Raw genomic sequence first — 23,759 nt, 5'->3', positions numbered from 1 at the left:
CCTAATGTCCGCTGTGGGTGGAAAGCTGATCTTAGAGGCCGACGGAAAAGTCGGCCTCTCAGGCAACGGGGACGGCAGGTTTTTGCGGCTCTTTTGGGCGTCCGCCGAATTGAGCGGCTTCATTCACTTTGAACGGAAGCACCCGACCGTATTTTCGCAACTCCGACAGGACCTGCGGATCAGACTGAAGCTGCGTCCAGCGCTGGCGCATGTCAGCGCAATAGCCGCTCTTGCATGGGGGAGACGCTTGCATCTGCAGCATTCCGATTGCGGCAGTTCTATTCTCTTCTGCGGCCAGCGCCTTGACCAATATCCCTCGCGCCGCGTCTTCCTTTCCTAGGCAGAGCTCTAAACTCACAATGCTATCCACGTCGGCTAGGGTCATCGCCGCGGCCGTTGATATCGCCGCGTCTGCGTCTCGGCCCAATCTATGAAGGGCACAGGCCCTATAAAGGTGCATCGTGGCGGTCGCGTCGGAATTGATTACGTCACCCCACTTTCTCGTTCGTTCAATCGCTTGGTCCATCAATTTCACAGCGTCGTTCGGACGATCCTGATAGAGAAGGAAACGGGCTTGGTTGGCGATCAAGTTGAGGGCATTCGGCTGCGAATCCGTAGGCCAAACCTGTTCAGCACGGTCGAACATGGACTGCAGGTCACTCCACTGGCCCGTCCGACTCAATGCGGCCGCAAGCGATATTGAGACGCTGATCAAGTCTTGATCGCGCACGACGTCTATTTTCCGAGAGAAAAGCGGGAGAGTTTCAGAAATGAGTAATTCGTCCTTGCCCGCGGATCGCAAAGCTTCGACATAAGGAATGATGTGTTCGATATCTTTACTCGCGGAGTATCGAGCTCGCGCTTCGTCCAGATAGATTGCCCACTGGCGCTCCAATCTCGGCCCTGCCCACTTCTCGAGGTCCGGCCATAGATCCCGATATCTATTGTCGGCGAGAAGAGCGTAGGTCTGGTCCGGTACGACGAGCTCCGGGACAAGGGATCGCGCCCCGGCGATGTCGCCATCCGCGACGCGGCGCTTGATCGCAAGGATCGCCAAATTGGAACGTCCTTCGATCTGTTTCCCGGTCCAGCCGATGGCCAATAATTTAGCTGCGACAGCATCGAGGCGGTTGCGCTCGCGATTTACCGACAATCGGTGGGTCAGATTTCCTATGTCATAATCGTCGATCTTCTTGACAGCATCGGGGTCGATTTCGCTCGCGCGGAGCAGATAATCGGCGGCCTCGCCAGGACGATCCGAGTATGCGTACACTTCAAATGCTTGCAGCAATGGCCCGCTGTAGCCGGGCAAGAGCCGCACGCTTTCGTCAACGGCCGACTTGGCCTCGTCGCCGCGGTTGGCGTCAAGAAGGATGGCCGATCGCAGCAGCTGTAAGTATCCCCGGAACTGAGTGGGCTCGGAGTCCTTCGCCAACATTATGTCTAGAGAAGAAATATCCTGACGCTGGTCCGGATCGAGCTTCACCAATCGATCTTGGATAAAATCCGAGAAGAGCTGCTGCTCTTTTGCGGTCATGATGGTGTCGAGCGGCGGCAACGTCTCCGCAAGCGCAGAACTACAAATGGCTGCGCTGGAAATCAAAAGGGCGCGGGCGAGGAAACGGAGTACTTGAACCATATCACCTTCCGGAATCGTCGACCCGGCAATTACCGAGGCTAGAGGCCGCCGGCCACTTGTCCAGCGCAAATACGCCGCCTTCCATCTCTAGTTAGTGCCTGGATAATGTCCGTAACGGTCGAAAGCAGACATTGAGCGACGGCAGAACCGAACGATCCCCCATCCCTTGCGCAAAACCACTTTCCTACTCACCCCAATCTGTGTTCCACATCGGCCATGACCAGCCGCTTCGCTCCCCCAACTTTGCTCACGGCCGACGTGGCTTCTCTCGCGCGCACGCGTAGAGGGGTGAACTTAGTGAACTTTCGCGCCATGGCCGCCCTTCTGCTGGGCCTGTTGCTGGCCGCCCCCGCCCTCGCCGACACCCTCCTCCTCCACCCCGCCCGCGTGTTCGACGGCGTGAACCCGCAGCCGCACGAGGGTTGGTCGGTCGTGGTCGAAGGCGATCGCATCGCCGCCGTCGGGCCCAACCTTGCCGCGCCAGCCGGCGTGCGCGTCATCGACCTCCCCGGCGCGACCCTGATGCCCGGCATGATCGAGGGTCATTCGCACCTGTTCCTCCACCCCTACAACGAGACGTTGTGGGACGATCAGGTGCTGCACGAGGCGCTTGCGCTGCGCACCGCGCGCGCCGTAGTCCAGGCCGAGCGCACGCTCGACGCCGGCTTCACCACCGAGCGCGACCTCGGCACCGAGGGCGCCGGCTTCGCCGATGTCGGCCTCAAGCAGGCGATCGACCAAGGCATCGTCCCCGGCCCGCGCCTGCTCGTCTCGACGAGGGCAATCGTCGCCCGTGGCGCCTACGGCCCCAAGGGGTTCGAGCCGGGCGTCTCCGTGCCGCAGGGCGCGCAGGAAGTCGCCGGGGTCGACGAGACCATCCGCGCGGTGCGCGACCAGGTCGCCGCCGGCGCCGACATCGTCAAATTCTACGCCGATTATCATTGGGGCAAGGGCGAGCCGTCGCGACCCACTTTGTCGCAGGCCGAGCTCGACGCCGGAGTCGCCGCCGCGCACGACGCCGGACGTCTCGTCGCGGTCCACGCCACCACCGCCGAAGGGATGATGCGCGCGGTCCGCGCCGGCACAGACACGATCGAGCACGGCTATGGCGGCACGGCCGATGTGTTCCGGGCGATGGCGGCCAAGGGCATCGCGCTCTGCCCGACGCTTGGCGCGTCCGAGGCTTACGCCCGCTACTTCCAGCACTGGAACGGCCAGGAACCGGCGCCCGAGAGCGTTCAGCAAAACCGCCGCTCGTTCCAGCTGGCGATCAAGGCCGGCGTTCCGATCTGCATGGGCGGCGACGTCGGCGTGTTCACCCACGGCGAGAATTGGCGCGAGATGGAGGCGATGCAGCGCGCCGGAATGCCCGCGGCCGAGGTGCTGATCTCGGCCACGTCCCGCAACGCGCGCATCCTGCACCTGACCGACCGCGGTGCGATCCGGGCCGGCCTCATCGCCGACCTGGTTGCCGTCGACGGCGACCCGACGCGGGACGTTTCAGCGGTCGAGCACGTGCGGCTGGTGATCAAAGGCGGGACGGTCATCCGCGGGCAATAGGGACAAAGCAGGTCGACGACCTACTTGCAGACCCTTGCCGCACCGCTACAGTTTCAATGCCGAAAGAGGGGGTAGTTATGCGTTCCGTTGTGCTGGCGCTTGCGGCCGTCGCTTTGATGGCGGAATCGCCGCCGCCGCCTCAAGTCCAGCAGTTTGAGCAGGCGCTAGCTGGATCCCGCCTTGCCGACGCAGCTGCGGCGCTAGACAAGCTCATCGAACAGCGCACGCCTACCGACGGCAAACCGCATCCCGACCCCTTGCTCAACGCACTCTTCGGACGCTTTTACCTCGCTGCCCATGAGGCTGGAGCGGCAGTGATCTACCTCGATCGCGCACCGCTCCAGGAGCTTCCAGGGACGCTCCGCGCCGCAACCGCACTCGCTCATGGCCACGCCCTGGAGCTACGCGGCGATCGAGCCGCCGCGCTGGCCGCCTATCGCGAAGCCGCTGCGACAGCCGATAGCGATAGCGGGCGGCGCCGCGCCACGCTCGGGATCGCTCGCCAGCTGCTGCCCGAAAATCCTTCGGCCGTTCGTCCCGAGTTGGGCGCTATAGCCGGAGGCGCTCCGACCGCGGAGCGCTGGCGCGCCAAATATTTGCTGGCTGCCTCCGCCTCTCTCACCGGCGACCGGCAGACGGCCGAGCGGCTCGCGGATGAAGCCTGGGCGGACGCGCTCTATGCCCCGCTGAGCGATCTTGCGACGCTCCACGTCGCGACGCTTCGCGCGGGATTGGCCGCCGCGCGTCATGATCAAGCCGCGGAGCGGGCGATGCTGATCGCCAGCAACGGGCTATCGCTTTCGGCGAGCTCGGCGTTGAGCGCTCAATTACCGATATGCGGGGACCGCGGGATCACCCAGTCCGACTATGTGATTTTCGGTTACGTCGCCGGCCCCTATGCGACGCTGGAGCTGCTCCCTATCGCGGCCAGCCGGACCGAGGCCGTGGTGCCGTTCGCGGACTCGCTCGCTGGTAACGCCCCAATCATGGAGGCGGATGGCTTCAAACCCTTGGGCACGGTTTTCACGGTGGCGTGCCGAAGCTCGGTCCATCCCTACTTCGCGTCCAAGCCGATGTACGACCCGCTGCTTGACTGGTTCGTCGAGCGGGGCCTCTATCCCGCCTCGGCCTCGTACGATGCCGAGGACAGGCATCTGAACGCGATCGCCGAGCGCATTAATACCCTCGCCACTCGCTTCGGCCAGTCCAGCCCGCTTCTGATCGTCCCGCGCTGGCAGATGATGATCCTGCTCGAAAACCGCGCCAGTGCTGGCGATACTGTTTTGCCCGGACAGCTCTCCGATCTCAGCAAGCAGATCGCAGGCGGAATGAGACAAGCTGCGGCACCAGAGTGGCTGGCGCAGACCGTCGAATCTCGGGTCAGCTACGAACAAGCCGCCGAGACTGCGCCCGATGACCCGGCGCAGCTCTCGGCCATGCAGGATGTGCTTCGAACTTTCCTTTTGCGCATCCCGATCAACTTCGCGCGCGAACTGATCGCGGAAGGCACGAACAGCTTCCATGGCGATTGGCCGGCTCCCTATGCGCAACTCGTGGTCGATCTGAAGCCAAATGCGGCCTCGCTGACCGGCCGCGAACGCCAGGCGTGGCTGCTGATGCTTGCACAGGCGCAACGAACGCTTGGACTGAAGCGGGACGCCGTCGTCACGATTTCAACTGCTGGATTGCCGAACGACCTTTGCGCCAGGACCGATGCGGAGCCCGCGCTGCTCGATCAGAAATTCTCGTACAAGGACTATCCCGAAGACTTCATTGCCGGCGAGCAGGAGGGAGCCGTGATGTTCGACTTCGCTCTTTCACCCTCCGGGAATGTCGCCCGCCGGCGGATCGTCTATTCGCTTCCGTCGGGGCTGTTCGACGAACCGAGCGCGAAGGGACTTGCGACGGTCCGCTACACGGCGCCGAGGAAGGGCGGCAAGGCAGTCGCCTGCGACGGTGTCTATCAGCCGATCGTCTGGCGGCTGGAAGGCGAGCACGACTTCTCGCTTCCGCGCTTGGCGCCGGAGCTGTCCGACAAGGTCAGTTAGGGCTCAGAGGTTGGAAGGTCGTGCGGTAAGCATTGACTTACCGTAAGCGATGACTTACGAAACGCGCATGGACGACCGGGCTTTTGCCGCGCTTGCCGACCCGACCCGCCGGGCTGTGTTCGAGCGCATTGCCGCCGCGCCGCAAAGCGTCGGTGCACTTGCGGCGCAATTGCCGGTTAGCCGCCCGGCCGTGTCCCAGCACCTCAAGGTGCTCAAGGAAGCAGGGCTGGTCGCCGACGAGCCGCGCGGCACTGCCCGGATCTATCGCATCGACCCCAGCGGACTCGGGCCGCTTCGCCACTGGCTCAACCGCCATTGGGAGCGCTCGCTCGACAATTTCAAGCAGCTTGCCGAACAGGAGGACGACCAATGAACGATCTTGCCCAGCAGCGCATCGCACCCGCCGCAATCCGCAAGACCATCACCGTCAACGCGCCGGTCGACCGCGCCTTTGCCGTCTTTGACTCCCGAATGGGCGACTGGTGGCACAAGGAGCACAGCGTCGCGCAAGGAACCACGCAGAAGGACGTCGTGATCGAGCCCCGCGCCGGCGGCCGCTGGTACGAAGTCGGCGCCGACGGCTCGGAGCACCCGTGGGGCCGCGTGATCGCCTACGACCCGCCGCGCCGCCTCGTCCTCGCCTGGCAGCTGACGCGCGAGTTCGCTTACGATCCCGACTTCGAGACCACGGTCGAGATCCTGTTCACCGAGCAGGACGGCGGCACCCGCGTCGATTTCGAGCACCGCGACCTCGAGCGCATGGGGCCGGACGCCGTCGAGATGCTCGAGAGCATGGACGGCGGCTGGGGGATGCTGCTCGACCTCTACAAGGCCGCGGCCGAGCGCTAGCGACCTCAGCTAGAGGTTGACCGTTTCCATCCCGCGCTCGTGATAGCGCGGGCCGGCGGCGGCGCCCGGCGGCAGGATCTCGTCCAGCCGCTTGAGGTCGTCGCCGCTGAGCTTGATCTCGAGCGCGCCGATATTCTCGTCGAGATATTTGCGGTGCTTGGTGCCGGGGATCGGGACGACGTCTTCGCCCTTGGCGAGCACCCAGGCGAGCGCGAGCTGTGCGGTCGTGCAGCCCTTCTCCCTGGCCATCGCCTCGACCTCGCGGACGAGCGCGATGTTCTTGGCGAAGTTCTCGCCGGTAAAGCGCGGGTGGAAGCGCCGGAAATCGTCGTCCGGAAAATCGTCGGGCGACTTGATCTGCCCCGTCAGGAAGCCGCGGCCGAGCGGCGAATAAGCGACATAACCGATGCCGAGCTCGCGCACGGTCGGCAGCACCTCGGCCTCGGCGTCGCGGCTCCACAGCGACAGCTCGGTCTGGACCGCGGCGATGGGGTGGACGGCAGCGGCGCGGCGGATCGTCCGCGGCGCGGCTTCGCTCAGCCCGAGGAAGCGAATCTTCCCCTGCTCCTTGAGGCGCGCCATCGCGCCGACCGTGTCCTCGATCGGCACGTTGGCGTCGACGCGGTGCTGGTAATAGAGGTCGATCACTTCGACCCCCAAGCGCTTGAGGCTCGCCTCGCACGCCGAGCGGACGTACGCCGGGTCACCCTTGACGCCGAGGAACTCGCCGCGTGGGCCGCGAACGTTGCCGAACTTGGTCGCGAGGAAGACCTGGTCGCGCCTGTCGCGGATTGCGCGGCCGACCAGCTCCTCATTGCGGCCGACGCCGTACATGTCGGCGGTGTCGAGGAAATTCACTCCGCGGTCGAGCGCGTGGTGGATGGTCGCGATCGACTCCTCGTCGCTGGCGGCGCCATAGAATTCGCTCATGCCCATGCAGCCGAGCCCGATCGCCGAGACCTCGGGGCCGTTCCTACCAAGACGCCGTTTGCCGACCTGGAACATATTGTTCTCCTTCTTAGGTACCGAGCCGCGCCCGCGCCTCCGCGACATCAAATGGGATCGCGACGCGCTTGTGACGAGATGTCGGTCCGGAAATAATCGACAGTTCGGAACGGCTGACCCGAAGCGCCTTGGCTAGGAGCTTCACGACCGCTTCATTGGCGGCGCCATCGGCCGGGGCTTCGGCCACCCTGACCTCAAGCTGGTCACGCCCGTCCGCACCTACACGCCAGCCGCCGACCCCAGGCTTGGCGGAGCGCGAAGTCACTCGAATCGGAAGAATATCGGCCATCGCCCAGGCTTCATTACGCCGGGTTGCAGATGTTGCACACGCGAATAACCTATTCGCAGTTGCAGCAAAACCGGTGATGGTCCAGCAAAGGCATGGCCGCTCTGCAGCTCCTCTCCTCGACCCTGCAAATGGTCATGGGGGCCTTCCCACTCTCCCGGGAGGGCCCCCGTTTTTTCTTGCCCACGCCAAATCACACCCTAGATTGTGCACTGCACAATCAGGAGATCGATCGCGGTGCGCAGACTCCCGCCGGTGGGATCGATACAGGCGTTCGTGGCTGTGGCTCGGCTGGGCTCATTGAAAGCTGCGGCCGAGACGCTGGCCCTCTCCTCTCCGGCGCTGACCCGCCGAATCCAGTCGCTCGAGCAGTTCGTCGGGGCGCCGCTGTTCGATCGCCAGCACAACTCGGTCGAAGTCAACACACGGGGTGCCGCCTTTCTCACCGAGATCGAGCCGCACGTCGATGCTCTGGCCCTCGCGGTCGAACGCGTCAGCACTCCGCCCAATTCAATGCGCCTTCGGATCGCGGTGCCGTCGCTGTTTGCATCGCAGCGGCTGATGCCGGCTCTACCGCTGCTGCGGGCGCGGCACCCGAACCTGACCATCGATGTCGAAACCGCACCCAACCGCATCTCGCTTCTTTCGGAGGGCGCCGATGCCGCGATCGCGATCAGCGAGCGGATCGACGACCGGCTCTATGCGCGCAGGCTGGAAAGGGGGCGCGTCGTCGCGATCGGGTCTCGCCGGCTTTCGGATGTCAGGGAACCCGCCGACTTGCAGCGCGTCCCCATTCTGCTCCACCGCGACATGCCGGACCTGTTCAACACCTGGCGCAAGGCCATCGGCATGCCCGGCCTCGAACCGGCGGATACAAGCTACTTCGATGCCGGTCAGCTCATCCTCGATGCAGCGGCCGGAGGCCTTGGAGTGGCCTTCATGCTGGAAAGCCACCTCAGCCGTTCAGTTGACGATCGGCTGGTCCAGCTGTTCGGACACGCGGCGGAGAGTCCCTACACATACTGGTTTGCCTGCGTCCCTGCCGCGCTCGAACGGCGGCCCGTGCGGCTTTTCCATGACTGGCTGTTCGAGCATTTCGGCAGTGCCGAGGAGGCTCCGCGCCGGGCGGCCGCGGGATGACCGCCCGGCTTTAGCCGAATCTCAATTGTGCGTGTCCGCGCTGGCGAGGGCCGGGCCTTCGCCGAGTTGCGCGGCTGCGCGGTCACGGGCCCCCTTGCCGACGTCGTACTCGACGCGAGTGTCCCCAAACGTGCCGTCGACATGGCCCTTGGGCGTGACGTCAAGCACGAACGGCTCGCGAGAGTCGAGCAGGACCCCTGTGATGTGAAGGACTCCGTTGGCGCGGAGCCCGGTCGTATATTCAAAGCGCTCGCCGGCGCCCTGCCCGTACTGGATCGCGGGAGCGGCAATAGCCGGCTGCGTGGCGGCAATGGTAATCGCAGCGAGCGTCGTAATCCGGAGCATGTCAGCCTCCTTGTCAAAGGTCGGCCGTCACTTCGCTCCTCTCCTGCCGCTGATTGTCCCTGAAACACCTCGCGCGGGCAAATGCAAAGGGCAGAGCCGCCGATGCAAACGTTGCATGCGGAAAATCAATCCATGGCCGCGTGCTGCGGCGGCCCGCCGGTGCCGACGCGGTTGCCGCGTTTCATGAACAGAAGCAGCGGAAGCACGGCGAAAGTGACGATCATCATCAGCTTGAAGTCGTCGAGATAGGCGATGAACAGCGCCTGCCGCGTCACTTCCAAATTGATGTAGGCGAGCGCCGCCGGCCCCGCGACCGGGAAGATCGTCTGGAGGACCGTGGGGTCGAGCGTCGGGATCGTCTGCTCGGTAATGTTGTGGGCAAGGTCGGCGTGGGCGACCTGCGTCATCCGCACCAGCTGCGTGCTGACCACCGAAATTCCGACCGATCCGCCGATGTTCCTCGACAGGTTAAGGAGCGCGGCCGCGGTCGTCCGCATCCGCGGCGCCAGGGTCTCAAATGCGAGGCTCTGAAGCGGCACGAAGATCAGGCCCAGCCCGAGCCCCTGAACCACGCCGCTTTGAATGACCGGCCCCGACGGCTGGTCGATGGCGAATCCGGTCATCATGTAGAGCGACGCGCCCATCAGGCATACGCCGATACCGACCAGAAGGCGCGAATCCACCTTGCCCACCAAGCGCCCCGCCATCAGCATCGAGATCAAGGTGCCGACGCCGCGCGGCGCGGTCAGGAACCCCGATTGCAATACCGAATAGCCGTAAAGCGTCTGAAGCAGCGGCGGGAGCAACGCGAGGCCGGCGAGCAGCAGGATGCCGGTCACCGCCATGAACAAGAGGCCGGTCGCGAAATTGCGGTCGGCGAACATGGCCCGCTCGAACAAGGGATGCTTGGAGGTCACCATATGCACGGCGAACATCCAGGTTGCGGCGATGGCCAGGCCAAGCTCGAGCCGGACCTCCCAGCTCGACAGCCAGTCGTTCTGCTCGCCGCGGTCGAGGAACAGCTGCAGCCCCGCCAGCGCCAGCGCCAGCAGCGCGAAGCCGAACATATCGAACCGGCGCTGGTGCGTCTGGGTCTTGGGCATGAAGCGGGCCATCAGCAGCCAGCACAGGATTCCGACTGGCAGATTGACCAGGAACACCCAGCGCCAATTGTAATTGTCGGTCAGCCACCCGCCGAGCACGGGCCCCAGGATCGGCCCGATCATCACCCCGCCGCCGAACAAAGCCATCGCCTGGCCGTGCTTCTCGCGCGGGTTGATGTCGAACAATGTGGCCTGCGCCAGCGGGACGATGAATGCGCCGCTGATGCCTTGGAGCGCGCGGAACAGCACCATTTCAGTGAGTGACGTCGCCGTCGCGCACAACACCGAGGCGATGGTGAAGCCGGCGACCGAGATCAGCAGCAGGCGCTTGCGCCCGATCTTGTCGGCGAGCCAGCCGCTGATCGGCAGCGCGATCGCCGAAGCGACGATATAGCTCGTCAGCACCCAGTTGATCGTGTCCTGCGTGGCGCTGAGGCTCGCCTGCATGTGCGGTAGCGCGACGTTGGCGATGGTCGTGTCGAGCACCTGCAGCAGCACCGCCATCATCACGCCGACGGTGACGATCAGCCGCTGACCGCGCGGCAGCGGGTGCGTTGCGACATGGGCCGGAGTCTCGGCCATCGGTGCCGCTACTTCTTCTTGGCTTTGTCGAAATAGACTGTGGCGGTGACCGACAGGCCGGCGATCATCGGCCTCGACGGCGTACCGTCGAAGGCGATCCTGACGGGCACCCGCTGGGTCACCTTGACCCAGTTGCCGTTCGCATTCTGCGCCGGAAGCAGCGAAAACTCGCTTCCCGTGCCGGCACCGATGCTCTGGACATGGGCAGCGAACTTCTGCCCACCATAGGCGTCAACCTGCACCGACGCGCGCTGCCCGGGCACCATCCGCCCGACGTCCTTCTCCTTGAAGTTCGCCTCGACCCACGCGGTCGTGCTGTGCACCAGGCTCAGCATGCCGATGCCGAGCACGGCCATCTGGCCGACCTGGAGCTTGTCGGCATTCTCAATGACGCCGTCCATCGGCGCGCGCACATCGGTGCGCGAGAGGTCGAGCTTGGCTTTGTCGACGGCCGCCTGTGCCTGCGCGATCTGCGGCTGCTCGCCCGGCGCCACCGCGGCGCTGGCATTAGCCGCCCGGGCACGGGCATCGGCCAGTTGCGTCTCGGCCGAGCGCACCTCGTTCATCGCATCCTCGTAATCGGCCTTGGTCGTGAAGCCCTGATTCAACAGCGTCTGCTGCCGCGCGAATGCGTTGCGCTTGATCGCTAGATTGGCCACGGCGCCATTGATGTCGCCCCCGGTGCCGGCCGCGGTCGTCCTCAGCACGTGCGTCTGGAGCACGGCCGCGGCGAGGGTCGCTTGAGCCTGCTCGAGCGCGACCCGGTACGGCTGCGGGTCGATGCGGAACAAAAGGTCCCCGCGCTTCACATGGGCACCGTTGCGGACGAACACCTGCACGACCTGGCCGTTGACCTGCGGGCTGACCGAGACGATGTCCTGCTTTACCTGCGCATCGTCGGTCGACACGCTGCCGCCGCCGGTCAGCCACAAATAGGCACCGCCGATGACCAGCAGCGCGGGGACGATCAGCATGACGAACGTGCGGACCCAATTGCGTCCGCCATCGGCGTTGCGCTGGCGCCCGGTTTTGGACGACTCCGCCGCCTCGGCCGGCGCGATCGGCTCGGTCTGCATCTTGTTCATAGGTTCGAAGCCCTGTTCATCGGCGCGGTGGAAAGGTTCTCGCGGACCCGGCCGAGGACGTGCCGGGCAATGTCTATGTCTTTGGGGTCAAGGCCGCCAAACGCTTCAGCGGCCATCTCGTCGGCAACCGCGCGCAGCTTCTCGACGATCGGCTGTGCCTTTGCGGTGACGTGAAGACGCCAGGCGCGACGGTCGGCAGGGTCCGCGGCCCGCTCGACCAATCCCGCTTCCTCAAGCCGGTCGACGATGCGCGACAACGTGATCGGCTCGATGTCGAGCATGTCGGCCAGCTCGATCTGCCTGAGACCAGGCAGGCGAGTCACCTTGAACAGCACTTTCCACTGCGCGCGCGTGATCCCGAGCCCAACCGCGCGGCGGTCGAATGCCTTGCGCAGCGCGTGCGCAGTCTCGCCAATCTCGAAAGGAAGAGTTTCCATGTGCAACTGGATATAGTAAGCGTGCTTATATTAAGCAACTCCCAAAATGCGCAGCCGTTCCCTTCTGCCGCACTTTTCATGTTGCGTTCGGCGGCGCACCGTTGTTGGGCGTGAGGCGAGCAGGAGATCGACGATGCTGTTCGCCTGGATGGGGTTCCTCAAATCCGCCGATCCGATCGATCAATCGGTGCAGCAGCAGATCAGCGCCTTCCTGCAGCAACCCTATCTCCCTATCCGCGCCGCGGGCGTTCTCCGAAACGCTTCCGGCGGACCTGCTGGCTATCTCATGATTTTCGAAGCAGAAAACCGCGCGGCGGCCGAGGCGCTGGCTCACGAAAGCCCGCTTCGCGCCGCGGGTCTCTACAGCGAGTTCCACCTTTTCGAATACCAGGACGAGGTCGGATGAACGGGATCGCGCTGCGCGCGACGAAGCATCTTCACAGTCGAATTGTGTAAGTCCGTCGCCTTGCTAACTGGTTCGAAACACTAAAGTAGCGGCGACTGTATGCCCCACAAGCACGGCCGAGTGGCCGCAAGGCCGACCCGGGCGCTGTACCTTTCCTATGACGGGATGTGCGATCCGCTCGGCGGCTCGCAGGTCTTGCCCTATCTTATCGGTCTATCGGCACGCGGTCACAAGATAGACCTGATCAGCTTCGAAAAGGCCGAACGCAGCGCCGAGGAACGCGCGGCCGTTGCGAGAATGTGCGCGCAAGCGGGCATTCGCTGGCATCCGTTGCCCTATCACAAACGGCCGCCGATCCTTTCGGCGATCTATGATGTTCACCGGATGCGGCGGCTGGCGGAGCGCCTCCACCGCCAGGACCGGTTCGACCTAATCCACTGCCGAAGCTATCTGTCCGCCCTGGCCGGCCTGAAAATCAAGCGCCGTTTCGGCGTCCCGTTCATATTCGACATGCGAGGATTCTGGGCCGACGAGCGGCTGGACGGCCGCATCTGGAAGCTCTCCAACCCGCTGCAGCGCCTCATATATCGGTATTTTAAACGGCGCGAGGCCGAGTTCCTCGCCGAAGCTGGCGAGGTTGTCAGCCTGACGGAGGCAGGGCGGCAGATATTACTGGCGTGGCGGGACGATCCCGCGTCCGGTCCGCCGATCACCGTAATCCCCTGCTGCACCGACTCAGCCGCCTTCGCACCGGTGACGTCAAGGGATCGCGCCGCGGGACGCAAGGCCCTGAACATTCCGGCCGATGCAAAGGTCGCCGCATATCTTGGCTCGTTCGGCAGCTGGTACATGGTCGGAGAAATGCTGGACTTCTTCCGCGTCCAGCTCGAACGCGAACCTTCAGCCCTGTTCCTGATCGTCAGCCGAGAACCGGCGGCGGAGATTAGGACAGCAGCAATCGAACGCGGCGTACCAGTTGACCGGCTAATCATCCGCGCAGCTTCTCGAGCCGACGTCCCTGGGTTGATGGCGTCAGCCGACTATGGCCTGTTCTTCATCAAACCCGTGTTTTCGAAGAAGGCGAGCTCCCCTACGAAAATGGGTGAATTCCTCGCTCTCGAGATCCCGATCGTCACCAATAGCGGCGTGGGCGACGTCGATCGGATCATGGCGGAAACGGGCGCGGGGGCGGTCGTCCAGACTTTGACGCCCGGCTCGTACCGGCGGGCGCTCAATGAGCTTGCCCAACTCAAACCTGATATGGCTCGATGGCGAAACGCCAGTCGCCGATGGTTCGACCTGGAGACCGGCATCAAGCGCTACAACGAGATCTACCAGCGTCTGCGCGATGCTCCTGTTGGCAGCGGTGAGGGGTCGGCTGGTCCACAGCGTCGTCCAGAACGCGCGGTCGACTCACAACCAGTCGGGAGGTCCGATAACGCCTAATAGCTTCGCGGGTGACGAGGTCATGATTGTGCGCGGTGCCAGAGGCGGTGTACGGGATAAGTCGCCAAAACGGCGGGATTCTTTGGGAGCAAACCGTCTTCGGGCGGAGGTGACTGCATGGCCGCAACTCGAAGCTTCATACTTTTTGAACTGAACGAGGTGCCCTTGCGGGTCGTCCGTCACTTCGCCGACCGCCGCCCCAACTCGGGCTTCGCGAAGATTATGGGGCGGGGGCGGCACTGGACGACGATCACCCCGGACGAGGGCCATCTTTCGCCGTGGATCACCTGGCCGACGTTGCATCGGGGCGTGTCATCGGCCGACCACAGGATCGGCGCCCTTGGGCAGGACGTCGCCGACGCCGACCGCCGCTATCCTCCAGTGTGGAGCATTCTCGCGGGGGCGGGCCGGCGCGTCGGCATGTTCGGCTCGCTCCACTCCTACCCTCCCCCACAGAACCTCGACCAGTACGAATTCTATGTTCCCGATACCTTTGCGGCGGGGCCGGAGGCGAAGCCCGCCGAGCTCGCCGCCTTTCAGCAGTTCAACCTGCACATGGTCGATCGTTCAGGCCGCAACGTGTCGAACGAACTGCCGGTCAAGCAGGCCCTGTCGTTCCTGCTTCGGGCCATGCCGGCGGGCGTCCGCCCGGCGACGATGGCGAAAATTGCCCGGCAAGTCGCAGCCGAGCGCATCTGGCGGCATCGGACCGCGCGGCGGCGCACGATCCAGTCGCTGCTCGCCTTCGACCTGTTCCTCGCCCAGCTGCAGTCGAAAAAGCCCGATGCCGCCTTCTTCTTCACCAACCACGTCGCCTCCTCGATGCACCGCTATTGGCCCGCGACCTTCACCGACGATTATCGGACCACCAAATGGAGCGACGATTGGGTTCGCCGCTTCTCGGGTGAAGTCGACTATGTGATGGACGAAGCAAATCAGATGCTCGCCGACCTGATCGCCTTCGCCCAGCGCAACCCCGATTATTTCGTCCTGGTGGCAAGCAGCATGGGCCAGGCGGCGGTCGACAAGGCCGAGCGGCAGATCAGCACCGAGGTGCTGCTTCGCGACATGGGCAAGTTCCTCGGCGCAATCGGCGCTGGCGGCGCCTGGCAGCGGCGCCGAACGATGGAGCCAACCTATACTCTGGCATTCGATGAGGAAGCGAATGCGGACGCATTCATGCAGGCGATCGCACGGGTCAAGATCGCCGGAAAGGCTGTCGACCATAAACGGCTGGATGCGCACGGCGTCGAATTCGTCCTCGGCCAGCCCAACATCATGGACGACGACGTCACTGTCACCATCGGCAACCGCTCGGTCGCGCCGGATGATGCCGGCATCGCCAACATTCCGATCGAGGATGAAGTCGGTGCCGCCGCCTATCACATCCCCGAAGGTATGCTGCTCGCCTACGATCCGCAGTCGAACTGGACCGCGGCCCCGGCCTCCGAACCCATCTCGTCCACCAGGATCGCGCCGACGCTGCTCGAGCTCCAGGGGGTGAGAATTCCCGGATATATGGAGAGGCCGATCGACCAGTTCGCCCGGCCGCAGCTCGAAGTCGCCTAGCCGGTCAGATGCGGGCCCTCATCGCGAGCCGTGTCTCGATCTCGCTGCGCTCGGGAACCACAACCCGGAACTTGCGGTTGGCGAAATCGATCGAAACCTTCTTGAACGCGCGGAATGCATTCATTCCGAGCAAGAGAGTAGGGGTCTTGTCGAGCTTCACCTGCTTGAACGTATGCGCGTCGGCGAACACCACAGCCAGATTCTCCAGCGTGATCCCGCCGATCTCGAGCTTGCGCACGAACATATAGTCGCCGGTAATTCTGGCCCCAGTGACCGATTCAAGCTCGACCGTTTGCCTCGCGTCGATGAGATTTCGCCCAAGGAGTCGGTCACGGAGTACCTGGTTCCCAACACAAATCTCTGAACCTGTGTCGAGCACCACGGTGATTGTCTGGCCGTTGGCGGCGGCGTCGGTCACGATCAGCCGGCCATTCTTGCGCCGCGCCTCGACCACGATGGTGCCGGGCTCATCGCGGAAGTCCGGGACGGCGGCCGGAACGACCGACATCGTCTTTTTTTCGAAATCGAACTGGACGCGCTGCGAATTCAGCACGTCCGACCCGACGATCCCGTCCGCTCCCATGTAAGCGCTTTCGAGGACCGCGGCTTCGATCAGCTTCTGCGTCGGGCGAGTCAGCTCAAGGTTCGGCACTCGTGCCGTCGTCACTGTCGTTACACCAGTGCTGCTGTGCAGTGCGGCCGAGCTGCCCCGCGCGAGGGCAAGCTTTGCGACGATCGCACTGGAGACAGCCGATCGGTCGGCACCCGTGTCGACCAGAAATTGATACGGGCCCGTTCCGGCCAGGCGGACAGTCACGGTCATCCGATCGTTGGCCGTATTGCGGAATTGAATGTCCTGCGTCTGCGTCGTCTTGTCGATTTCGGGCACGCCCGCGACTGCGTCCAGCCTCGTCACATTCTGGGCCGACAGACCCGAGCTGCACATGAGGACCGCCGAAAGCACCACTCCACGCCGGACCATAGACCGTCTCCCCTAGAGCATCATCATTACGCGCGGCACCTTGGAACAGCAAACCACCAGATCGGCAGGCAAGGAAACAATCCGGTAAGTCTTTCCCTGCTAACTGGCGACCTCAGTGGGACCGGCCGGCGCGAGCCGAGCGGATGAGCAATGCAAATTGCGTATCGGTGATCGGAACCCACGTTGAAAAAGCAAGTCGAGCATACTGTCTATTCGCTGGCGGCGAACGCGCCCGAACCCCCCGAACGTCGCAACGGCGAGCGGTATCTGAGCTTGCTGCGGGTCGGCGCGCTTCTCATCGACGGTCGCCAGGAGCTCTGCCTCGTGCGCAACGTCTCTGCGGGCGGGATGCTGATCCGACCCTATTCGCCGGTGGACCTCGGCACGGCGGTCACGATCGAGCTCAAGCACGGAGAACCGGTCAGCGGCGTCGTCAAGTGGATCGATGATGGCTTGGTTGGAATCGCGTTCGATTCTCAAATCGATGTCGTCGCCTTGCTTGCCTCATCGGCCGACGGGCCGCAGCCGCGCATGCCCCGCATCGAGCTCGGCTGCACGGCCTGGGTGCGCCAAGACGCGGACGTCCATCGCACCCGCTCGGTGAACATCTCGCAGGGAGGCATGTGCGTCGAGGGGAACGGCCAGCTCGGCGTGGACTCTGACGCGATTGTGAGCCTGGCCGGCTTGGAGCCGATCCAGGGGCGAGTGAAATGGCAGGAAGGCGAGCGTTACGGAATTGGCTTCAACCGCGTTCTGGCGGTCAACGAGCTAATGGGCTTCCTTCGGCGGCAGCAGCGTCTCGCAAATAGCTGCGCCGCCTGACCGGTCGCCAATCAGGTCCGGCGAAGAAGCAGCATCAGGTTGTTCGCGGGCATCGGGCGCAACGCTTCCATTGCAAGGCCGCGTTCCTCGGCGGCAGCGGCGAAGTCCTCGACTCGGCGCAGGCCCCAGGCGGGATCGCGGCGCTTGAGGTCGGTATCGAAGGCGGCATTGCTCGGCGCCGTCTCAACGTCGTCCTCGAGCCACGGGCCATAGAGAATGAGCGGCGCCCCGGGCGCCAGCAGGCGCTCCGCCCCGTCCAAGAGGCCCAAAGCTGACGCCCACCGGCTTATGTGGACCATGTTGATACTGAGCATGGCCTCGGCGCGGTCGATCGGCCAGTCGGGCGATGCGGCGTCGACGACCAACGGCACGCGAAGATTGGGCATCCCGGCAGCTTCGCGCCAGGCGGCGGTCGATTCCAGCGCATCGGGGTGAACATCGCTTGGCTGCCACTCGAGAGCGGGAAAGCGTTCGGCGAAGAAAGCCGCGTGCTCGCCGGTTCCGCTAGCGATCTCAAGGACCAAGCCCGACTGCGGGAGCCAGTCCTGGAGCACCTCGGCGATCGGCTCGCGGTTGCGCAGGGCGGCCGGCGCGGAGCGGCGCGCGCCTTCCGCCAGGCTTTCATAGAAACGGCGAACGTCGCTCATCCTATAGCGGCGAGGAGCCGTTGCGCGCGCAGGTAGAGTTCGAGCCTGGTCGCGGAAAGCAGCCCGAGGGCGAAGCCGAGGAACGCGTCGGTCATCAGCATTGCGCTGCTGCCCGGCTGCGTCGCCGCCGTATCCCCGAAGATGCTGCGCGCACCGAGCTTGAGCACGATCAGCGCGACGAGGAGGACCAAGGCGAGCGGCGAGGCCTTCTGGGTCAGTGCGCCGGTTTCGGGATTGCGCTCGATCCTGATCAGCTTGCCCCGATGCCAGCCGATCGCAATGCCGACGCCGAGCCCGGCAATGAGCAGACCCCAGCCCATCGGCGGCGGCTTGAGAGCGAACACCATCGACCCGGCGAGCAGCAGGTAGACGACGGGCACGATCCACAAAGTGCCGAGCTTCAGCGGCCGCTCCTTGCTCATCGAACGGAAGCGCAGCGCCAGCACGAAAGCGATGATCATGAAGGGCAGCAGAGTCGCCACCCAATTTCCCCCATGCGAATTCATTTGACCCCTCTTATTCGGCAGCCTCGGCCGGTTCCGGCTCCTTGTATGTCAGCACAGGCTTGCGCGCGGCAAGGGTCTCGTCGAGGCGGCGGCGTGGCGCGTAAATGGGCGCGGCCTTCAAACTCTGGTCGCCCCCCTTCGCGCGCCTGGCGATCGCTCGAACCGCCATGATGAACTGATCGAGGCTCGCCTTCGATTCGGTCTCGGTCGGCTCGACCAGCATCGCGCCGTGAACCACGAGCGGGAAATACATCGTCATCGGGTGGAAGCCTTCGTCGATCAGCGCCTTGGCGAGGTCGATCGTGCTGGTTCCGCCCTCGAACCCTCGATCGGAGAAGATCGCCTCGTGCATGCACGGCCCGCTCCTGGCGAACGGCGCATCGAGCACGTCCTCGAGACTGCGCAGGATGTAGTTGGCATTGAGCACCGCATCCTCCGCGACCTGCTTCAAGCCGTCGGCGCCGTGGCTCAGGATATAAGCGAGCGCGCGGGTGAACATGCCCATCTGGCCGTGGAACGCGACCATTCGCCCGAAAGCATTGGGATGCTCTTCCCCGGCATTCTCCTCCTCGACGATCTTGAAGCTCCCGTCACCGAGCCTGGCGACGAACGGCAGGGGCGCGAACGGCGCGAGCGCTGACGACAGGACGACAGGGCCGGATCCCGGCCCACCACCGCCGTGAGGCGTCGAGAAGGTCTTGTGCAGGTTGATGTGCATCGCGTCGATGCCGAGGTCGCCCGGCCGCACCTTCCCTACGATCGCGTTGAAGTTCGCGCCGTCGCAATAGACCAGCCCGCCCACCGCATGCACGGCATCGGAAATGGCGATCATGTCCGGCTCGAACAGGCCGCAGGTGTTCGGGTTGGTGATCATCACCGCGGCGACGTCGGGCCCAAGGCGGGCCCTGAGCGCGTCGAGATCGACCCGGCCCGCGGTGGTCGCCGGAATGTTCTCGACCCGATAACCGGCGAAGGCTGCCGTCGCGGGGTTCGTGCCGTGCGCGCTTTCCGGGACCAGCACGACCTCGCGCTTGTCGCCCCGCGCCTCCAGCGCCGCGCGAATGCACAGCAGCCCGCACAACTCGCCGTGCGCGCCCGCCTTGGGGCTCATCGCGATGCCGTCCATGCCGGTCAACTCGAGCAGCCAGACAGCGAGCTCGTCGATCACCTGGAGCGCGCCCTGAACCGTCTCCTGCGGCTGCAGCGGGTGGACGTCGGCGAACCCAGGCATCCGCGCGACCTTCTCGTTGAGCCGCGGGTTATGCTTCATGGTGCACGACCCAAGCGGGAATAGTCCGAGGTCGATCGCGTAATTCTGCCGTGACAGGCGCGTGTAGTGGCGCATTGCGTCGGGCTCGCTGAGGCCGGGAAGGCCGATAGGCCGTGACCGCTCGAGATCGCCGAGACGACTCCCCCGCCGCGAAACCTCAGTAAAATCGACACCCGTTTGCTCCGTGCTTCCGATCTCGAAGATCAGCGGCTCTTCGAGCATCAGCGCGCGATTGCCGGTGACGGTTTGCGCTTCGCCCTGCTCGTTGGCGGGGCTCATCGGCCGCCAGCCAGAAGGATTGACGGTCATTGGACCACCTCCTTCAGCGCGGCTTCCAGGGCCGCGACATCCTCGTCAGTCGTGGTCTCCGTGACAGCAATCACCAGTCCGTTCTTCAGCGCCTCGACGCCCGGGTAGAGCCGTCCTAGCGAGACGCCGCCGAGCACGCCTTTCTCGACCATGGCATGCACCGCCGGCCGCGCCTCAACCGGCAGCCTGAGTGTGAATTCGTTGAAGAAGCTGTCGTTGACCAGGCTGGCGCCGGGGATCGCGGCCAACCGTTCGGCCGCTTCGCACGCGCGCGCGTGATTCAATGAAGCGAGCTGCCGCAGCCCCTTCTCACCGAGCAAGGTCAAATGAGCGGTGAAAGCCAGCGCGCACAGCACCGAGCTGGTGCAGATGTTCGAGGTCGCCTTCTCCCGCCGGATATGCTGCTCGCGGGTCGAGAGCGTCAGCACGAAGCCGCGCTTGCCCTCGGCGTCGACGGTTTCGCCGGCAAGGCGACCCGGCATCTGCCGCACATGCTTCTCGCGGCACGCAAACAGACCGACATAGGGCCCGCCGAACTGCAGCCCGACCCCAATCGATTGGCCTTCGCCCACCACGATGTCGGCGCCCATCTCGCCGGGCGATTTGATTAACCCGAGCGCGACCGGCTCGGTCACCACCGCGATCAACAGCGCTCCGGCCGCGTGCGCCGCCTCGGCGATCGGCGTCAAATCGGTGATCCGGCCGAGGATGTCGGGATATTGAACCACCACGGCGCTTGTCGAGTCATCGATCCGGTCGATCAGCGCCTCGGCGTCGGTTTCGGCGTCCAATTCGGGAAGCGAAGTCTCGAGCTGGTCCTCGCTGAACTTCGCCATCGTCGTGGCCACCCCGACATAATGCGGGTGCACGCCGGACGAGATCAGCGTCTTGTTACGCCGGGTGATCCGGTGCGCCATCAGGATCGCTTCCCACATCGCGGTCGAGCCGTCGTACATCGAGGCGTTGGCGACCTCGCATCCGAACAGCCGCGCCACTTGCGACTGGAATTCGAACATCATCTGCAATGTGCCCTGCGCGATCTCGGGCTGATAGGGCGTGTAGCTGGTCAGGAACTCACCGCGCTGGATTATATGATCGACGCTCGCCGGTACGTGGTGCCTGTAGGCACCGCAGCCGAGGAAGAAGGGCACGTCTCCGGCGACCATGTTCTTGCGCGACAGCGCGGCCATGTGCCGCTCGACGGCCATTTCGGACGCATGCATCGGCAGGCCCGCGATCGGGTCTTTGAGCCGCAATTCCTCGGGAACGTCACGGAACAATTCGTCGATCGAGCCGGCACCGATCACGCGCAGCATGTCGCTGCGGTCGGCATCGCTCAGCGGCAGATAACGCATCAGGCAGGCTTCCTCATGATGAAGCGAAGGCGGACATAATCGGCAATGTTGGAGCCCACGCGGTCGGCGACGGCGGCGCCGATCTCGGCCCGCTCGTCTTCGGGAACGCCGGCGCGGTCGAGCCAGCCCTTGCGGAAGGTCGTGACCCAGGCGGCGATACCATGCTCGATCGGCGTCGGACGCTCGATCAGCCGCGCATCCAGTTCGCGGAAGCCGGCGGCCTCGTAAACGGCGGCGAACTCCTCCGGCGACGCGTACCAATTGCCCGCCTCGACCGGTGCGACATAGCCGCGAATGATCAACTCCTCGTCGAGTGCCTCGCGCAGCCGCGCGATATTGCCTTCGCCGCCCAGCTCCCCCGCAAAACGGCCGCCGGCCTTGAGCGCCCGAAAGATCGCCCGCGCCGCCTGCTCCTTGTGCAGCACCCAGTGCAGCGTTGCGTTGGAAAAAGCCGCGTCGAACTCGGCAAAGAACTGCATGTCCTCGGCGGCGAGCTGAACCGCGTCCATCCCGTTCGCTCGAGCCGCCGCGATCATCTCGGGCGAATTGTCGATGCCGAGAACAGTCGCGCCGCGCTCGATGATCTTCCGCGTCAGCGTTCCCTCGCCGCAGCCGACGTCGAGGATCCGCTCGCCCGGCTTCGGATCGAGCAAGTCGAGGGCCGCGCCGCCGAGCTCGGCAACGAATGCGCCAACGCGGGCATAATCCGCAGCGTCCCACTTGCTCGTCGAGGCAGGCGTCGGGTTCAAAGCGTGTTGACCCACTCGCGATAGGCGGCTTCGTCCATCAGCCCGTCGAGCTCTGACGGATTGTCGAGCTTTAGCTTGAAGAACCACCCTAGCCCTTCCGGATCGCTATTGATCAGCGCCGGGTCGTCCGCGACCGCCGGATTGCCTTCGATCACCTCGCCCGAGACAGGCGCATAGACGTCCGACGCCGCCTTGACCGATTCGACCACAGCCGCTTCCTGGCCCCTGGTCAGGCGGCGACGGGCTTCGGGCACTTCGGCGAAAACGATATCGCCGAGCTGCTCCTGCGCGTGGTTGGAAATGCCGACAGTCGCGGTGTCGCCGTCGACCCGGATCCATTCGTGATCCTTCGTGAAATAGACTGGCATCAAGCGGCTCCCTTGCGGTGATAGCGGTGCGGAACGAATGGCATGGGGACGACGCGCGCATCGAACAGCTTGCCGCGCTGCTCGAGCTTCAGCGCGGTGCCCGGCTCGGCCAGATGGCTGGCGACATAGCCCATCGCGATCGGGCGCTGGAGCGACGGCGAAAAACCGCCGCTGGTGATCATGCCGATCTCATTTCCTTCGCCGTCGAGCACCAGCGCGCCTTCGCGGACCGGCTGGCGGCCGTCGACGTCGAAGCCGACGCGCTTTTGCGGCGGCCCATTCTGCAGCTCGGCGAGGATGCGCAGCGCACCGGGGAAGCCGCCCTCGGCACGGCGGCGCTTGTTGATCGCGAACGTGAGCCGGGCCATCACCGGCGTCGTGTCGAGGTCGAGGTCGTGGCCGTACAGCGGCAGCCCCGCCTCGAGCCGCAGCGAATCACGAGCGCCGAGGCCGATCGGCTTGGCCAGTTCATGCGCGGTGATGGCGTCGGCGAGATCGGCCGCCGCGAGCGCCGGCACGGATATCTCGAACCCGTCCTCGCCGGTATATCCTGAGCGGCTGATCCACAGGTTGCGACCCTTCCAGTTGAACGCGCCGCCCTGCATGAAGCTCAGCTCGCTCACGCCGGAGATGACGGTGTCCAGCAGTTCGGCCGCCCGCGGGCCCTGGAGGGCAAGCAACGCCTGCTCCTTCATGTGGTCGATGACGACCGAGCCGGGCAGCAATCCCTCCATAAAAGCGATATCGCCGTGCTTGGTGGCACCGTTCACGACGACGTAGAAATCCTCGCCGCGACGCGTCGCCATCAGGTCGTCGACGATCCCGCCGTTTTCCTCGAGCAGCAGCGAATATTTCGGCTTCATATCCGCCGCGTCCCTAAAATCGCCGGGCATCAGCGTCTCGAGCGCGGCGTCGACATTGCGTCCGTGCACCAGCAGCTGGCCCATGTGGCTGACGTCGAACAGCCCGGCCTTCTCGCGGGTCCAGAGATGCTCGGCGATGATGCCTTCGTACTGGACGGGCATTTCGTAGCCGGCGAAGGGGACCATCCGCGCGCCGAGGTCGCGGTGCCAGGCATCGAGCGGGAGCTTGTCGAGGTCAGGGGCCTGGACGCCCGTGCCGCCCGCCGGGTCGCCGCTGTAGGGCGTGCCCCGAGCCTGGGTCTCGTCGGTCGGGCCGTTATGGACTTCCCTGCTCATTTCCAAGCGCTCCGGCATAGGGTGCGATTGACAAAGCTCGCCCGAGCCGTGC

24 protein-coding genes are annotated in these 23,759 nt (G+C 64.7%); 9 read left to right on the top strand and 15 right to left on the bottom strand.

Going from position 1 to position 23,759, the window contains the following annotated elements; translation table 11 throughout:
* Positions 1-58: 58 nt before the first annotated feature.
* Positions 59-1,639, bottom strand: coding sequence for a hypothetical protein (locus tag ACJ8FR_RS09670; RefSeq protein ID WP_407828423.1), 1,581 nt, complete (start codon positions 1,637-1,639; stop codon positions 59-61).
* Positions 1,640-1,951: 312 nt separating this feature from the next.
* Here ACJ8FR_RS09670 and ACJ8FR_RS09665 point away from each other — a divergent pair, with 312 nt between their 5' ends.
* From ACJ8FR_RS09665 to ACJ8FR_RS09650, 4 genes are all read left to right on the top strand, one after another.
* Positions 1,952-3,199: an amidohydrolase family protein gene (locus ACJ8FR_RS09665; RefSeq protein ID WP_407828828.1), complete on the top strand. Its 1,248-nt coding sequence runs from the start codon at positions 1,952-1,954 to the stop codon at positions 3,197-3,199.
* 77 nt (positions 3,200-3,276) lie between these two features.
* Positions 3,277-5,247, top strand: coding sequence for an energy transducer TonB (locus tag ACJ8FR_RS09660; RefSeq protein ID WP_407828422.1), 1,971 nt, complete (start codon positions 3,277-3,279; stop codon positions 5,245-5,247).
* A gap of 49 nt (positions 5,248-5,296) precedes the next feature.
* The gene (locus ACJ8FR_RS09655; protein ID WP_407828421.1) at positions 5,297-5,620 is read left to right on the top strand and encodes an ArsR/SmtB family transcription factor; all 324 of its coding nucleotides are present in this window, start codon (positions 5,297-5,299) and stop codon (positions 5,618-5,620) included.
* Complete coding sequence (locus ACJ8FR_RS09650) at positions 5,617-6,096, top strand: SRPBCC family protein (RefSeq protein WP_407828420.1); 480 nt, start codon at positions 5,617-5,619, stop codon at positions 6,094-6,096. The genes ACJ8FR_RS09655 and ACJ8FR_RS09650 overlap by 4 nt, the downstream gene beginning before the upstream one ends.
* Positions 6,097-6,105: 9 nt before the next feature.
* Here the strand turns inward: ACJ8FR_RS09650 and ACJ8FR_RS09645 are convergent, their stop codons facing one another.
* Positions 6,106-7,101 carry an aldo/keto reductase gene (locus tag ACJ8FR_RS09645; RefSeq protein WP_407828419.1) on the bottom strand — a complete coding sequence of 332 codons (996 nt, stop codon included), beginning with the start codon at positions 7,099-7,101 and terminating at the stop codon, positions 6,106-6,108.
* A gap of 13 nt (positions 7,102-7,114) precedes the next feature.
* Entirely contained in the window at positions 7,115-7,390 is a 276-nt protein-coding gene (locus ACJ8FR_RS09640; protein ID WP_407828418.1) for a DUF167 domain-containing protein, read from the bottom strand.
* A gap of 234 nt (positions 7,391-7,624) precedes the next feature.
* Here ACJ8FR_RS09640 and ACJ8FR_RS09635 point away from each other — a divergent pair, with 234 nt between their 5' ends.
* Positions 7,625-8,527 carry a LysR substrate-binding domain-containing protein gene (locus ACJ8FR_RS09635; protein WP_407828417.1) on the top strand — a complete coding sequence of 301 codons (903 nt, stop codon included), beginning with the start codon at positions 7,625-7,627 and terminating at the stop codon, positions 8,525-8,527.
* A gap of 21 nt (positions 8,528-8,548) precedes the next feature.
* On the opposite strand, the gene ACJ8FR_RS09630 is transcribed toward ACJ8FR_RS09635, so the two are convergent.
* The 4 genes from ACJ8FR_RS09630 to ACJ8FR_RS09615 form a co-directional block, all read right to left on the bottom strand.
* Positions 8,549-8,872 (bottom strand): hypothetical protein, encoded by a 324-nt coding sequence (locus ACJ8FR_RS09630; protein WP_407828416.1) that lies wholly within the window; start codon positions 8,870-8,872, stop codon positions 8,549-8,551.
* A 125-nt stretch (positions 8,873-8,997) separates the two neighbouring features.
* Positions 8,998-10,557, bottom strand: a complete 1,560-nt coding sequence (locus ACJ8FR_RS09625; protein ID WP_407828415.1) for an MDR family MFS transporter — start codon at positions 10,555-10,557, stop codon at positions 8,998-9,000.
* An 8-nt stretch (positions 10,558-10,565) separates the two neighbouring features.
* Positions 10,566-11,642 (bottom strand): HlyD family secretion protein, encoded by a 1,077-nt coding sequence (locus ACJ8FR_RS09620; RefSeq protein ID WP_407828414.1) that lies wholly within the window; start codon positions 11,640-11,642, stop codon positions 10,566-10,568.
* Complete coding sequence (locus ACJ8FR_RS09615) at positions 11,639-12,079, bottom strand: MarR family winged helix-turn-helix transcriptional regulator (RefSeq protein ID WP_407828413.1); 441 nt, start codon at positions 12,077-12,079, stop codon at positions 11,639-11,641. The genes ACJ8FR_RS09620 and ACJ8FR_RS09615 overlap by 4 nt, the downstream gene beginning before the upstream one ends.
* A gap of 133 nt (positions 12,080-12,212) precedes the next feature.
* Between ACJ8FR_RS09615 and ACJ8FR_RS09610 the strand changes: the two genes are divergently transcribed.
* From ACJ8FR_RS09610 to ACJ8FR_RS09600, 3 genes are all read left to right on the top strand, one after another.
* Complete coding sequence (locus ACJ8FR_RS09610; protein ID WP_407828412.1) at positions 12,213-12,485, top strand: hypothetical protein; 273 nt, start codon at positions 12,213-12,215, stop codon at positions 12,483-12,485.
* A gap of 120 nt (positions 12,486-12,605) precedes the next feature.
* Entirely contained in the window at positions 12,606-13,931 is a 1,326-nt protein-coding gene (locus tag ACJ8FR_RS09605) for a glycosyltransferase (RefSeq protein WP_407828411.1), read from the top strand.
* A 117-nt stretch (positions 13,932-14,048) separates the two neighbouring features.
* Entirely contained in the window at positions 14,049-15,500 is a 1,452-nt protein-coding gene (locus ACJ8FR_RS09600; protein ID WP_407828410.1) for a hypothetical protein, read from the top strand.
* A 4-nt stretch (positions 15,501-15,504) separates the two neighbouring features.
* Here the strand turns inward: ACJ8FR_RS09600 and ACJ8FR_RS09595 are convergent, their stop codons facing one another.
* On the bottom strand, positions 15,505-16,482 hold the full coding sequence (locus ACJ8FR_RS09595; protein WP_407828409.1) for an aspartyl protease family protein: 978 nt from the start codon (positions 16,480-16,482) through the stop codon (positions 15,505-15,507).
* Positions 16,483-16,665: 183 nt separating this feature from the next.
* Between ACJ8FR_RS09595 and ACJ8FR_RS09590 the strand changes: the two genes are divergently transcribed.
* Positions 16,666-17,304, top strand: a complete 639-nt coding sequence (locus ACJ8FR_RS09590; protein ID WP_407828408.1) for a PilZ domain-containing protein — start codon at positions 16,666-16,668, stop codon at positions 17,302-17,304.
* 11 nt (positions 17,305-17,315) lie between these two features.
* Here ACJ8FR_RS09590 and ACJ8FR_RS09585 read toward each other — a convergent pair whose 3' ends face one another.
* From ACJ8FR_RS09585 to gcvT, 7 genes are read right to left on the bottom strand one after another with little or no spacing between them, the layout of a single operon-like run.
* Positions 17,316-17,951 carry a DUF938 domain-containing protein gene (locus ACJ8FR_RS09585; protein WP_407828407.1) on the bottom strand — a complete coding sequence of 212 codons (636 nt, stop codon included), beginning with the start codon at positions 17,949-17,951 and terminating at the stop codon, positions 17,316-17,318.
* On the bottom strand, positions 17,948-18,433 hold the full coding sequence (locus ACJ8FR_RS09580) for a hypothetical protein (RefSeq protein WP_407828406.1): 486 nt from the start codon (positions 18,431-18,433) through the stop codon (positions 17,948-17,950). The genes ACJ8FR_RS09585 and ACJ8FR_RS09580 overlap by 4 nt, the downstream gene beginning before the upstream one ends.
* 34 nt (positions 18,434-18,467) lie before the next feature.
* Entirely contained in the window at positions 18,468-20,036 is a 1,569-nt protein-coding gene (gcvPB, locus tag ACJ8FR_RS09575) for an aminomethyl-transferring glycine dehydrogenase subunit GcvPB (protein ID WP_407828405.1), read from the bottom strand.
* Complete coding sequence (gcvPA, locus tag ACJ8FR_RS09570; RefSeq protein ID WP_407828404.1) at positions 20,033-21,391, bottom strand: aminomethyl-transferring glycine dehydrogenase subunit GcvPA; 1,359 nt, start codon at positions 21,389-21,391, stop codon at positions 20,033-20,035. The genes gcvPB and gcvPA overlap by 4 nt, the downstream gene beginning before the upstream one ends.
* Positions 21,391-22,140: a class I SAM-dependent methyltransferase gene (locus ACJ8FR_RS09565; RefSeq protein ID WP_407828403.1), complete on the bottom strand. Its 750-nt coding sequence runs from the start codon at positions 22,138-22,140 to the stop codon at positions 21,391-21,393. Before ACJ8FR_RS09565 ends, gcvPA begins: the two co-directional genes overlap by 1 nt.
* On the bottom strand, positions 22,137-22,508 hold the full coding sequence (gcvH, locus tag ACJ8FR_RS09560) for a glycine cleavage system protein GcvH (RefSeq protein ID WP_407828402.1): 372 nt from the start codon (positions 22,506-22,508) through the stop codon (positions 22,137-22,139). Before gcvH ends, ACJ8FR_RS09565 begins: the two co-directional genes overlap by 4 nt.
* Entirely contained in the window at positions 22,508-23,707 is a 1,200-nt protein-coding gene (gene gcvT / locus ACJ8FR_RS09555; protein WP_407828401.1) for a glycine cleavage system aminomethyltransferase GcvT, read from the bottom strand. Before gcvT ends, gcvH begins: the two co-directional genes overlap by 1 nt.
* Positions 23,708-23,759: the final 52 nt, after the last annotated feature.

This window comes from Sphingomonas sp., from assembly GCF_045810705.1.
Taxonomy (GTDB): domain Bacteria; phylum Pseudomonadota; class Alphaproteobacteria; order Sphingomonadales; family Sphingomonadaceae; genus Sphingomicrobium.
This window is presented reverse-complemented; position numbering and strand designations above follow the sequence as displayed.